Origin of the sequence: uncultured Pontibacter sp., from assembly GCF_947499215.1 — a bacterium.
Taxonomy (GTDB): Bacteria; Bacteroidota; Bacteroidia; order Cytophagales; family Hymenobacteraceae; genus Pontibacter.
The window spans coordinates 1,151,910-1,165,203 of the sequence record NZ_CANMNI010000002.1 but is presented as its reverse complement, the minus strand read 5'-3'; the positions used below and the strand labels follow the sequence as shown (position 1 = coordinate 1,165,203).

General features: G+C 53.1%; 10 protein-coding genes. 8 read left to right on the top strand and 2 right to left on the bottom strand.

Going from position 1 to position 13,294, the window contains the following annotated elements; translation table 11 throughout:
* The first annotated feature begins 33 nt into the window (after nt 1–33).
* The 7 genes from Q1A04_RS13225 to Q1A04_RS13195 all read left to right on the top strand — a co-directional run bounded on the left by Q1A04_RS13225 (nt 34) and on the right by Q1A04_RS13195 (nt 9,105).
* A complete protein-coding gene (locus Q1A04_RS13225; RefSeq protein WP_299706611.1) occupies nt 34–651 on the top strand; it encodes a DUF4159 domain-containing protein in 618 nt (205 codons plus the stop codon).
* 82 nt (nt 652–733) lie between these two features.
* A complete protein-coding gene (locus tag Q1A04_RS13220; protein WP_299706608.1) occupies nt 734–1,729 on the top strand; it encodes a MoxR family ATPase in 996 nt (331 codons plus the stop codon).
* Nucleotides 1,730–1,756: 27 nt separating this feature from the next.
* Nucleotides 1,757–2,311 (top strand): hypothetical protein, encoded by a 555-nt coding sequence (locus tag Q1A04_RS13215; protein WP_299706605.1) that lies wholly within the window; start codon nt 1,757–1,759, stop codon nt 2,309–2,311.
* Nucleotides 2,304–3,197 carry a DUF58 domain-containing protein gene (locus Q1A04_RS13210; RefSeq protein ID WP_299706602.1) on the top strand — a complete coding sequence of 298 codons (894 nt, stop codon included), beginning with the start codon at nt 2,304–2,306 and terminating at the stop codon, nt 3,195–3,197. The genes Q1A04_RS13215 and Q1A04_RS13210 overlap by 8 nt, the downstream gene beginning before the upstream one ends.
* Before the next feature lie 193 nt (nt 3,198–3,390).
* Nucleotides 3,391–4,941, top strand: a complete 1,551-nt coding sequence (locus Q1A04_RS13205; RefSeq protein WP_299706599.1) for a BatA domain-containing protein — start codon at nt 3,391–3,393, stop codon at nt 4,939–4,941.
* Nucleotides 4,941–7,127 (top strand): DUF4175 family protein, encoded by a 2,187-nt coding sequence (locus Q1A04_RS13200; protein ID WP_299706596.1) that lies wholly within the window; start codon nt 4,941–4,943, stop codon nt 7,125–7,127. Before Q1A04_RS13205 ends, Q1A04_RS13200 begins: the two co-directional genes overlap by 1 nt.
* A gap of 172 nt (nt 7,128–7,299) precedes the next feature.
* On the top strand, nt 7,300–9,105 hold the full coding sequence (locus tag Q1A04_RS13195) for a hypothetical protein (RefSeq protein ID WP_299706593.1): 1,806 nt from the start codon (nt 7,300–7,302) through the stop codon (nt 9,103–9,105).
* Nucleotides 9,106–9,129: 24 nt separating this feature from the next.
* Here the strand turns inward: Q1A04_RS13195 and Q1A04_RS13190 are convergent, their stop codons facing one another.
* Both Q1A04_RS13190 and Q1A04_RS13185 read right to left on the bottom strand, forming a co-directional pair.
* Nucleotides 9,130–9,954: an alpha/beta hydrolase gene (locus Q1A04_RS13190; RefSeq protein WP_299706590.1), complete on the bottom strand. Its 825-nt coding sequence runs from the start codon at nt 9,952–9,954 to the stop codon at nt 9,130–9,132.
* Nucleotides 9,955–10,243: 289 nt separating this feature from the next.
* Complete coding sequence (locus Q1A04_RS13185) at nt 10,244–12,382, bottom strand: sensor histidine kinase (protein WP_299706587.1); 2,139 nt, start codon at nt 12,380–12,382, stop codon at nt 10,244–10,246.
* Between the two features lie 142 nt (nt 12,383–12,524).
* Here Q1A04_RS13185 and Q1A04_RS13180 point away from each other — a divergent pair, with 142 nt between their 5' ends.
* Nucleotides 12,525–13,289 (top strand): response regulator, encoded by a 765-nt coding sequence (locus tag Q1A04_RS13180; RefSeq protein ID WP_299706584.1) that lies wholly within the window; start codon nt 12,525–12,527, stop codon nt 13,287–13,289.
* Nucleotides 13,290–13,294: the final 5 nt, after the last annotated feature.

Below are 13,294 nucleotides of genomic sequence, written 5' to 3'. Positions count from 1 at the left end.
ATTTTACAAACAATTTTAACTCATATCTCCAAATTGCAACCATTCACCTTCGTCCGACTGCAGTATCGCTCCGGCAACTGGGATACCGACCCGCGTATGCCGAGCAACCTGTTGCATTCGCTTATCGAGTATACCACGGTAAAGGTGAACGAGCAGGAGAAGGTGATTTCGCTGGAAAGTGCCGAGCTGTTCAACTACCCCTTCAGCTACATGAGCGGGCACCGGTTGGTGCAGTTTAACCAGAAGGAGCGGCAGAACTTCGAGACCTATGTGCGCAATGGCGGCTTTGTATTTGTGGACGACTGCAACCATGACATCGACGGGCTTTTCGCACGGTCATTCGAAGAGCAGATGAAGCAGATTTTCGGCCAGAGTGCTTTGAAGAAGATACCGAACAACCACAAAATCTACAGCAGCTTTTTCACCTTTGAGGATGGCCCGCCAACGACTTCGTTTGAGCTCAACGGCTGGGGCGACGATCTAGTGCACGACTACCTCAAGGCAATCGAGATTAACGGCAGGATAGGCGTATTGTATAGCAACAAAGATTACGGCTGCGAGTGGGATTATGACTTTAGGAACAAGCGCTGGCTGGCAGAGGACAATACCAAGTTTGGCGTGAATATCATTATGTATGCGCTGACGAGTTAATGAATGATTATCAATAATTAATGGCTAATAACTTCCGAATTGATTCATTCATTATTCATCCGTCATTAATAATTAAAAACCCGTGACTGAACAAGACATAAACCAACTTCTTGGCAAGCTGCCGCAGCTCAAGCAGGAGATACAGAAAGTGATCGTAGGGCAGGAGGAAGTCCTAGATGAGGTGCTCATCACGCTCTTGGCTGGCGGACACGGCTTGCTGGAGGGCGTGCCCGGGCTGGCGAAGACCTTGCTGGTACGCACCTTGGCGAACGCGATGGATTTGGGCTTCCGCAGGATACAGTTCACGCCTGACCTCATGCCAACCGACATACTCGGTACGGAGGTACTGGAGGAGGACCATGCCACGGGCAAGCGCTTTTTTAAGTTCAATGAAGGTCCCATCTTCGCCAACATCGTGCTGGCCGATGAGATAAACCGCACGCCACCCAAAACGCAGGCGGCTTTGCTGGAGGCCATGCAGGAATATGAAGTGACGTACGCGGGCACTACCTATACCTTACCGAAGCCCTTCTTCTTGCTCGCCACACAAAACCCGATCGAGCAGGCAGGCACCTACCCGCTGCCAGAAGCGCAGCTGGACCGCTTCCTGTTGTACATCAAAATAAAATACCCAACCGAGCTCGAGGAACTCAATATTCTCACCAGTACCACCGGCACCCGGCAGGCACAGGTATACCCCGCCATTTCGGGGGAGGAGATACTGCAGCTACGGCAACTCGTGCGCGAGGTGAGCATCAGCGAAGACTTGCTGACCTACGTCAACCAGCTGGTGCGGGCCACGCGACCTGATACGACTTCGAGTGAGCACATCAAAAGCTATGTGCGCTGGGGAGCGGGACCGAGGGCAGGGCAGGCGCTCATTCTCACCTCCAAGGCAAGGGCCTTGCTGCAGGGGCGTTTCGCCGTAACGGCCGCCGACGTGCAGACCATGGCTTACCCGGTGCTGCGCCATCGCATACTGGTTAACTTTACGGCCGAGGCAGAGCGTATCTCTCCTGACCATGTGGTAGAAGAATTATTGCAGCATATTAAACTACCCAAAGCCATCTTGGCGTAAGAAGAGTAAAACTAATCAAGGTATAGCGTGCGCGAAGAAATAGATGTAGTCAAGATAAGCGAGGAGCAGCTGAAAGTACTGCGAAGTGTACTCGGCGAGCGGATATACTTCTTTTATGCTGACAGACTGCAGATAGAAGAAGCGGGCGGCAGCTTTTTGTTCTGGGCTAGCGGTTTTGCGTTGGCACTATCTACTATCAATAGCGTGCCCGGCAAGTTCAGGACCTACATTAACATCAGCGCCGACTACCGACTGTCTTCGCAGGACGCTACCACGTATTATCAGTTCGAGGTGAACGTGAGCAGCGCCCCGCTCTGGCAGGAAGGCGCCCTGCAGTTCAGCAAACTCTCCAGTCTGCGCATTTTCTCCGACCCCATCCTGATGATCGAGATCTACCAGAACTGCAACAGCGTCGGCGAGAAAACCGTGCTGCATGACTGTGCGATGGTCTTTTACTCGCATGGCAAAAAAGTAATGCTGCAGGCCCGGCAGGAGTTGATTGGGGGCGTGGATGTTGTGTTGAATGAGAGCTTTATAGAATCACAGATCAAGAAACTGAAACTCCGCTGCACCCTTGTCTAAAGAGAAATTCATCGACCCGAAAGTACTGGCGACCATCAAAGACCTACCGCTGTTGGCAAAAACCGTGGTGGAGGGCTTTTTGAGCGGCCAGAACCAGAGTATCAGGCGGGGGGCCGGACTGGAGTTCAGCCAGTACCGCAGCTACCAACCCGGCGACGACCTGCGCCAGCTGGACTGGAAGATGTTCGCCCGCTCCGACCGCTACTACATCCGGGAGGCCGAAGTGGACACCAACATTACCGTCAGGTTTATTGTGGACGGCAGCGCCTCGATGGGGCATGAGGATGAAAACGGCTTGTCTAAGATGGACTATGCCCGCTTTCTGGTAGCGTCGTTGGCCTATCTGGCGACCACGCAGGGCGACGCGGTGGGCCTTTACGTGTTGCATGAGCAACAGCTCATCAACCTGACGCCCCGCAGCGACAACATGCACTTGCAGCGCTTCTGGCACCAGTTGACGGAAATCAAGCCCAGCGGCCGTTTCCCCGACGCAGCAACAGTCAACAATATGTTCTCGGACCGTCGTCAGAAAGAACTTACTGTTTTTGTGACCGACCTTTACGAGCATGAGCACGAGATCACGGACCTCCTCTACAAACTGGGCGCGCAACGGCACGAGTTACTTCTGTGCCATTTGATGAGCCGCAACGAGTTGGACTTCAGTTTTGAAGGCACGCTTACCTTCGAAGATCTGGAAACAAGCCAAACCATGCAGGTAGGTACCGCCGAGCAACGCAAAACCTACCTCACCAAGCTGCAGGACTGGTTGCAGGAAACTGAAAAGACCATGCGCAACCGCCAGATCACCTACGACCGCTTCGTTACCGACGAGCCCTTAGATAAGGCATTGCGGGCCTTTTTGAAGAACCGGTTGGTGCTGGGGTAATTTTGAATGAGTAGGTGCTGAATGGCTTAATTGTTAAATAGTTAAATTGTTAATTGTTTGTTATACAACTCGGACAGGTCGCGACCTTGCCCTTACAGGTTTACTTTCTAAACTCTCTAAACCAATCTGAACCCTTATAGACTTTCCAACTTTCTAACTCTCAAACTCCTAAACTTTCTAACTCCCAAACTCTTTGACTTTCCTCTCTCCATACTGGCTATTTGCAGCGTCGGCTATACTGGTTCCGATTGCGATCCACTTGTGGAACAAGCGGCAGGGAAAAACTGTGAAGGTAGGAAGCCTGCGCTGGCTGGAGCCATCGTCGAGTAGGCGTTGGAGTAGTATTCAGTTGAGTGATGTGTGGTTGCTGGTACTGCGTTGCTGTATACTTATAGTGTTAGCAGTAGCTTTGGCAAAACCGGTCTGGGAAGGTGCCTCCACGGCTCAGCCAGTCCAGAAAGCAGTGTTCATTAGTACTGAACTGTTGCAGAGCACCGCCCTTTCTACCATCAAACCTACTGTAGACGCCCTCTTGCAGCGTGGCTATACCTTGCACCGCTATACCTCAGATTTCGAGTCTATACCTACTGAAGAATGGCAGACGCTGAGCAGCAACCCGACGGACTCTGTGGTGAGCAGCGGCAATTACTGGGGCTTGCTGCCAGCTTTAGCGCAACGATATGACCAAGCAGAAGACAGCGTCTGGCTTTTCACCTCCGACCAGCAGCGGCATTTTACCGGAACCCCAACCGCATTGCAAGAGAACATCCGTTGGGTACCGGTGGCATTGGAAAGCACGACCAATTGGGTACAGACCGCTTATACTCTTAGTCTTGACAGCCTTTTGCTCGTCACGGTCCAAAGCAACCGTGATGGCACTACGTTTAACGCTGTAAGGGTGGCCGCTTCCACCCGAGAAGCGAACATCAATGGCAGTTCGGTTAGGCTGATCCTACAGGGAGATTCCCTTGCAGCACAGTGGAGCAACATCACTTCGCAGACTGTTGCCATCCAAAAAGAACCACTCCGCATAGGTATAGCACATGACAAGGTGCAGCAAGCTGAGGTTCGCTATATTCAAGCAGCCGTGCAGGCGATTAGCCGCTATACCGGTATACCTATCGAGACGCACCAAATTCCTAAGAATGCACCAACTGATACTGCCGCAACTTGGTTATTTTGGCTTAGCAGCGATGAAGTACCCAACACATGGCTAAAGCAGGTGCAGGAAAAGGGAGCCAAACTGTGGGTGCAATCAGCTTCTGAACCTACGGCCGTTGCCGCACAACTGGCTTCGGCAGGTATAGAGAAAATTAGGATTCATCAGTTTGCAACAGGTGTAGCCAATAACAATAGCTTGCTGAAAACGGCAGGTATATCTTTTAGTGAGGCAGCTCCTATCTGGCAGACAACAACCGGAGAGCCTTTGCTTTCTGTGCAAAGGTTGGGTTTGGGCAAGGTCTATCATTTTAGAAGCGGCTTGGGGCCTGCATGGAGTCAATTAGGGCAGAGTGCGCAACTGCCTGAACTTTTACTGCCCTTGCTTCTGCCACAACCAAGCACCAACCTCTACGATGCCCGTGCTTTGGATGAAGCGCAACTGAAGCCAGACATGGTGCAGTCTGTCAGTAAACAGAGTAAGCAAGAACGACAACTCTACAGTCTCATACCTTGGTTAGTGCTGTTGGCTTTTCTGTTATTTTTAGCCGAGCGAATCATCGCCACAAAACGAAAAACTGCCTAATGTCACCACAGGACAGCCTCCATACCTTACAGCATATCCGCCGGGATTATATCCGGGCGAAGGTATGGCTGTATACCTTGCAGGCACTGGCTGTGGTTTTGGTAGGAGTTGCCATCCTGTATAAATGGAAACTGGAAGTGCCTTTGCTGGTAGCAGCGGCTGTTTCGCTTATGGCAGGCGGAGTGCTATACCTGATCTGGGCTTGGCGAAGCGTACAGCAAACCGACCTGCAGCAGGTAGCCCGCCACCTTAACCGCACCTATCCGCAACTCGAAGACAGCGCCGGACTATTGCTTCGCCCCACCTCTGAACTCAATCTGTTGGCGCGCCTGCAACAGCAGCGGGTAGCCAATCAATTACAGACAGCTATACCTGAAAAGCAGTCTGTTTTTCACCTGCAAAAGAAGCCTACTTACATGGCACTAGGTATAGCCGTGCTTGTAGCGGCAGGTATTGCCGCGTTGCCATCCGCTTCGGTGGCCGACGCCTCTACAGCTGCACCCATGCAGCTCGACTTTCCTGACACGCCCGCAGCAGTAGCTGACACGGCCGTTGCCATTCAGGAAATCGAGATTACCGTTACGCCGCCAGCCTACACCGGCCGCAAAGCCTATCAGGCAGAACAGCCTAACCTGCGGGTAGAGCAGAGCGCTACTGTGAGTTGGCGCATTGCGACCAACCGGCCTGCACGCTCTTTAGAGTTGGTGCTTAACGAGGGGAAACCTATACCGCTTCAATCTCAAAACGGCCGCTATACCTTGTCGCAGGCCTTCACAGAACCTGCCCTCTATCACATAGCGGTTAACGGGCAGAAGTCGGCCTACTACACCTTGGAAATCATTCCGGACGAAGCCCCTACCATCCAAATCACGAAGCCGGAGCAGTATACCGAGATTCTGTTCGGCGACCCACAGCGGGTGACCATACGGGCCGAACTGTCCGATGACTACGGCCTGCGTGACGCCAACATGATTGCCACAGTGGCCAAAGGTTCGGGCGAGGCCGTGAAGTTCAGGGAAGAGAAGATCAGTCTGGGCTTTAGCGGACAGCATCGCAACTTCAGCGTGAACAAGACCATCGACCTGCAAAAACTGGGCATGAGCTACGGCGATGAGCTTTATTTTTATGTGCAGGCATGGGACAACCACCGTGGCTATACCCGTTCCGAAACCTATTTCGTGCAAATTGAGGACACGACCATCGTGGAGAGCATGGACGACCTGACCATGGGCGTGAACCCCGTGCCCGAGTATTTCCGCAGTCAGCGCCAAATTATCATCGACACCGAGAAACTCATCAAAGAGCAAAAGTCACTAAGCCGGACTGTTTTTGAAGAGCGCGGCAACAACTTAGGTGTCGACCAGAAGCTATTGCGATTACGTTACGGCAAGTTTTTGGGGGAGGAGTTTGAGTCAGGCATAGGCCCGGGCGGCGGCATACCGGAAGGCGAAGAGGGCCACGAGGAAGAAGAGCATTTCGCAGGCGACGGCCACGACCACCCTGAGTTCGAAGACCAGACCAGCGTAGAAGCCTTACTCGACCCCTACCTGCACAAACACGATCAAGAGGAAGCAGCTACTTTCTTCGAGCCTGCCGTGAAAGCCAAGCTAAAAGGCGCATTGGCCCAGATGTGGGAAGCCGAACTGCGGTTGCGTACTCATCGCCCGAAAGAGGCGCTACCTTATGAGTACAAAGCACTGCGCATGCTCAAGGAGGTGCAGCAAAGCACCCGTGCCTACGCCGCCAAAACCGGCTTCGACCCGCCGCCCCTTAAGGAGCCTGAAAAGCGCCTGACAGGTGACCTGAGCAAAATAAAAGCACCAACAGAACGACGCACGATAGAAGCAGAAACCAAGCTACCGCATACCCGGCAAGCCCTGCAGTGGCTGGAGCGTCAGAAACAGGGCAGCCGATATAGCCAACAAGATGTGGCGCTTCTTGAGCGGGCCGGACAAGAACTGGCACAGGAAGCACTGGCCAAACCCGGTCGCTACCTCCGCGCCATGCAAGACCTCCGCACCCTCATTGCCGATATCAACGCAAACCGGGCGCTATGCAGTAATTGCTTGATAACGGTAGAACGAGCATGGTATGAATTATTGCCGCCAGCCAAGCCATCGCCGCAGAAGCAGGGCACTACGAGAAGTAGGTTGGCGAGAGGCTATTTACAGGAGTTAGAAAGGTAAAAAGTTTAAATTGAGAAAGTCATCCTAATGGAAGTTAACCCACCCCTGCCCCTCCGAGGATGGGATTTTACTCGTGTTGTGTATTCCCCTCCTCGGAGGGGTAGGGCTGGGTTAATCGTGCACAAAACGATTAACCATTTATCAATTTAACCATCCAACAATCAACAAAGGAATGACACCATACTTTCCATACTTTCTCGCTCTACTAGCCGTGCTCCTACTTGGCTGGCTGGCGTGGCGAAGGCCTGACCGCAGGCGACTGGTATGGCGACTAGTAGCCAGTGCGGTGGCAGGTATAAGTCTGGTGCTGTTGCTTTTCCCGCCTACCTACCAGCGGGCACTCGACCCAAGTACCGCTATTTTGCTAACCACGGGCTATAAGGCAGATTCACTCAATGCCTTGCTGGGCAGACTGGAGCCTAGGCCGCTCGTGTATACCTACCAAACCGAAGTTCCAAAAGCAGCCGCCATACCTGATCTGTATACCTTTCGACAGGAGCAACCACAGGTACAAACGGTGCACGTACTGGGCTATGGCTTGGCAGAACAGGAATTGCAGGCCCTGAAAAACACTACTGTGATTCCGCACCTGTCTGGTATGCCTGCAGGTATAGCTTCCATCACATGGCAAGAAACCATTACACTGGGTGAGGCCATGACGGTAGCGGGGCAGTATACCCACACAACTGATGAAGAGACCATACTTTACCTACAGGCCGCTGGGCAGGCACGTGACTCCATCACGTTAAATGAAACTGGCTTGCATACCTTCCAACTGCGCTATACCCCGAAGCAGGAAGGCCGCTATACCTATACCTTAGTCGCTAAGTCAGGCGACAAAGCTGACACACTTGGCCAAGTGCCTGTGCAGGTAAATCCTGCCGCCAAGCCCGCTGTGCTACTAGTATCATCTTTCCCGCTGTTCGAGTTCAAATTCCTGAAAAATCACCTCGGGCAGCTGCAGCATAAAGTGGCGTTGCGCAGCACCGTCAGCAAGGGCATGTACCAAAGCGAGTGGCTCAACATGCCGCAGACTAACCTAAGCCGCATCACGCCAAAATTACTGCAGCAGTTTGACGTGGTAATTACAGAGCCACAGGCTTTGCAGGAGCTTAGCGCTTCAGAACGTAATGCCTTGCAGCGAGCCGTAACCGAAGACGGGCTGGGCGTGCTCACCATTGCTAGCGAACAATTGGGCAACCGCACGACGGCTTTCTTCACCAATTTCCAAAGCAAACGACTTTCGCAGCAAGATACCCGAAGCGCCCGCGCGACCTGGACAAACGGCACTACAGCCGCCGCTATACCTGTGTCGCCCTATACCTTGGTAAGCAGCGAATCGGTAACGGGGCTGATAGAAGAACAGAGCAACAACCTGTTGGCCGCAGGCCGTAAGGCAGGCTGGGGTACGGTGGCGCTATCGGTGGTGCCGCAAACTTTTAGCTGGCAGTTGGAGGGCAAACAAAGCACCTACGCCAGCTACTGGGCGCACTTGCTTTCGGCGGTTGCCAAGCGGGAAGTGCAGGAAAAGTTCTGGCAAGTAAGCAAACCGCAAGTGCCGCAGGTACACCAACCTGTTACGCTACAATTCACCGACTATACCTTAACTGAAGCAAGTCAAATCCCTGAAGCCACTGTCAGAAGCACTGCCGATACCACCCGAACAGGTATAGCCCTGCAGCAGGGCATGCACCAGCCGGAGACTTACACAGGCACATTCTGGCCGCAACACACAGGCTGGCATGTGGTAGAGTCACAAGGGGTGGAGCCGTTCTACTTTCTGGTACAGGACAGCGCTACATGGCGACATCAGGCTATTCAAGCCAAACGCGAAGCAACCGTGCAGTTTGCCGCACAGCAACGCCGCATGAAAGGGACAAGTTCTACGGCCTATGCGGAAGAGAAAATTCCCCTTATCTGGTTCTTCTTACTGTTCGTGTTGAGCAGTGGCTTTTTATGGCTGGAGGAGAAGTTGTAGGTTCTTTAACACGCTTTTCACACCTTATCGATGCTCCATCGGCAGTGCTTTCGCCGCAAAAGTGTCGAGCAACTGGATCAGATCAGGTATACACTCCAAGTTTAGCGTATGGCCGACGTTCGGTATAATTTCCAACTCGCCATGTGGGAGCGACTGGTACATAGCACGACCCATCTCCGGGGTACAGAGCATATCTTCCTCTCCGTGCACCACCAGCACGGGAGCCTGCACCTTCTTTAGCGCTTCAAGGTAATTGCCGCTTTCTTCGGTGGCACGTACTAGTTTGAGTAGTCGCTCCGGGGTTGGGCTTTGGCTCGTTTTGCTGTTTTTGAGGTTCTCTATCGTGATGATGGGGTTGAGGAAATAACTGCGACCCAGCACAAATGGCAGCATCACGTCGAGCATCAGCGGGTAGCCTCCAGCCAACAAAGCCTGTTTCCAGCTGGCCCCAATGGCGTCGAAATAGTCGTCTTTGTACGGGAACGTGGAGAGCAGCACACCCCGCTGCACCAAGTCCGAGTGATTCACTAAGAAACGCTGCGCCACCGCACCTCCGTAGGATATACCTACCAGAATGGTATCGGCTGGCAGTTGCAAACTCTTGAGCAAATCAGCTACATCAGCGGCGTGGGCTTCGAAGCTGCGGTGCTCTGCTGCTTCATCCGATTGCCCCTGAAACAGCAAGTCCACCAGCACTAACCTATACTTTTTGCCAAGCGCATGCACCAATCCCGCCCAAGCCGCTGTTGACTGGGAGAGTCCGTTCAGAAAAACCATGGCCTGCGAAGCGTCAACGTTTCCGTGCAGTTCGTAGTGTAGTTCCAGTCCGTCGGGCAGGCGATGTCGCATGGTGCTGTGGGTTTAGAGTGAGAAGATAATGACCAAATCTAAAGGAAAATTCTAAAAAGCACCGTGTGAGGTATGGTCAAACCGTACCTACATCAGGTGTAGGGACAAATTTTCGTGGTAAACTTCTTCTGAAACCGGCTGTCTATACCTAAGCTGCTTGGCTATTTGCTATTGCCATCACAAGTCACGTTGCTTAAACTGTCGATTGGTATGGGTATAAAGTTTGGTGTACAGCATCCCCCAAATCATACCCCATAGTATGCAAGCGTAGCTTCAGGTATAGGCGCAATCAGCAAATCTCACTTTCCAGCTGCACTTGCTTGTCGGTAGCCTGTTCAGGTATGGCTAGCGGCACAGTAAAGTAAAACTTGCTACCCTGCCCCACGGCTGTCTCGACCTGTATCTTACCCCCGTGCCGCTCCACGAAATCACGGCAAAGGAGCAGCCCTAAGCCAGTGCCTTTTTCGTTTTCGGTGCCTTTGGTGGCCATGGTGGGCGTTTCCAGCTTAAAGAGCGTCGCCAGTACGTCTGGGCTCACGCCAGTACCTTGGTCGGTTACGGCGATGGTCGCCATATTCCCGGCACTCCCTTCGGCAGTTATCTGAATCAGTCCGCCCGGGTATGAGAACTTGATGGCGTTGTGCAACAGGTTGCGCACCACAAAGTCAAGCATGTGGGCATCGGCGCGTACCTGCAAGGCAGGCGGCACCTGCACCTGCCAGCTAATTTGTTTCGTGTCGGCCGTGTCTTTAAGCAAGGCCACGTTGCGGTTTACCAACTCGGCCAGCGGCAACACTTCCGGCTCAAAGCGCACATGGTGTCCCGAGGCGGTTTGGGCGGTGGACCACTGCAATAGGTTTTCGAGCAGGGCCTGCAGGTTGCGTACCGATACCTGCGTGTGTGTCGCCAGTTTCTGCATTTGGTCGGGCTTCATCTTGTCCGAGAAGTTCACGAGTATGTTCAGAAACGACTCCAGCGTGGCCAACGGCGTGCGGATGTCGTGCGAGATGATGGAGAAGAAACGGTCCTTGAAATAGTTGAGGCGCCGCAGCTTGTGTTCAGAAGCTTTGAGCTTGCGCACCGTATCCTTTAGCTCCTGCGTACGGTGCCGCAGGGCAGCAGTACGGTTGGCGACCATCACTTCGAGTTCGTTTTTCTGTTGCTCAATCAAGAGCTTGCGCTCCGTTTCTTTCTCGCGCTCGAGTCGCTCTTTCTCGAGCACTTTGGCGTTGAGTTCGCTGGTCACAGTATTCAGCCTATAGGCCAGACCGAGCGAGAACAGCACCACCTGCGCCACCATGCCCACCTGCGCCGCATACATGGTCACCAAGGTATCTGGCACTAAATGGTTTTCTTTCAAGATGAACAGCAAAGCGCCTACCACAAAAAACACGTTGGCAATCAGGAAGTAAAGCGCTGGTCTATACCCTTGGTGCAGCGACTGTATACTGGTCAGCACCATCGCCACCAGCACCAGACCACCGATGATGCCAATCAAACTCACACAAGCCTGCAGCAAATCCAGTGGGGTGAGGTAGGACAATAGACCCATCCCCACGGGCAGAATGTAAAGCAGCGCCAGCAGTGTCAGCATCTTGTCCCAAAGCGGCATGGTGCGCTGCGTGTTGAGGTAGTGCCGCGTGAACAGCACCCGAAACAGGCCGTTGAATGTGACGATGAACGGGAAGCTGTGTGCGTTCCAAAGTGGGGCGTTTGGCCAGAGTAGCTCGATGGCAAAGCCATGGTAGAACATAAAGTACAGCCCCGTCCCGAGCAGCGCCAATACATAGTAGAGGTAACTTCGGTCGCGCACCGAGGCGAAGAGCACGAGGTTGTAGAGCGTCATCACGAGGATAATGCCGATGAAAATGCCCTGCCCGAACAGTCGGTCGCTGTTGGCGGCGCTCACCTGTTCCGTCGTAAGCAATCGCACCTGTAGTGCTTGCGGTTTGTATAGGTTGATGTCGCCTTGCAGACGCAGGTACAGTGTGGTGGCGCTGTTAGGCAGCAACTCAAGCCGAATGTAGGGCTTGTAGCTCGGCACGTCGCGCTCCCCGATGGGCAGGAGTTGACCTGTGCGTTTTAAGGTATAGCCCGCTTCGTTTAGCTGATAGAGTTCCAAGTGACTCCAGTCGCCGGCATAAAGTAGCCGCGTTTGTTCTCGGTCTGTGGAGTTTCGCAACACTACCCGCACCCAATGTACCGTCTTGCCCGGCTGCAGCACAGCATCCGTGTCGTTTGGGGCAAAAGCCTGTGCTTGTACTTTTTCAACGGTCAGCGTTGCGCTGGGGTCGTGGTATACCTGCAGTGCTTCCGCTATGTGTTGTTCCGAAGTTATTACATCTACCGTATCGGGTGCTTGGGCATGGGCTTGCCCCGTTGCCATCAGGAATAGCAGCACAGCAATCACCCTACTAAGGCGACGCAAACAGCAGGTATAGCAAAGCGCAAGCATACGACAATTTACAAAATAATCTCAATTATACTATACTTCTCCCAGTCCGGCATTTTGCCAATGAAATCAAATTGCTATATTTAGCTGATATCCCTGACCAATTACACTTATACCTATGGCCCGGCTAAAATTACTGATTGCAGAAGACGATGTGGTAATTGCCCAGAACCTGTCGCTTTCGCTGGAGTCGATGGGCTACCAGGTATGTCAGGCCGTGAGCTCGGGCGAGGAATTGCTACTGCAGGTACACCAACACCAACCAGACCTGATTATACTCGACATCACCCTAGACGGTAAACTCGACGGTATCGAAACCGCCGCTTTGCTGGCCAAGTCTACACGCGTGCCTTTTATTTTCATGACGGCTTTCTCGGATAAGGAAACCATTGACCGCGCCAAACAAACCAATCCGCATGCTTACTTGGTGAAGCCTTTTGATGCCCGCACCCTGCAAAGCAGCATTGAGCTGGCCATTCACAATGCGAGTACCCGCCAGCTGCAACCCGAGCAAGCCGCAGTTGTACCTACCCAGCCCACCGATACGGTAGAGGCAGATAATTTTCTGGTACACGACGCCCTGTTTGTAAAAGTGCGCAACCGCCTCGAGAAAGTGATGCTTGAAGACATCGTGTGGGCCGAAGCGCAGGACATCTACTGCAACATCAAGACCCGCACGCACCTGCACTTGGTCAGCCAAAGCCTGAAAAACCTCGAACAGCGCCTGCCCGCCAGCCAGTTCATGCGCATACACCGCTCCTACATCGTGCAGCTCACCGCCATCGAAGCCATCGAAGACAATAACATCCTGATCGGCGGCAAACAAATCCCTATTGGCAACACCCACCGCGACGCCTTGCTGAAGCGACTGCAAATCTTGTAAGTTTA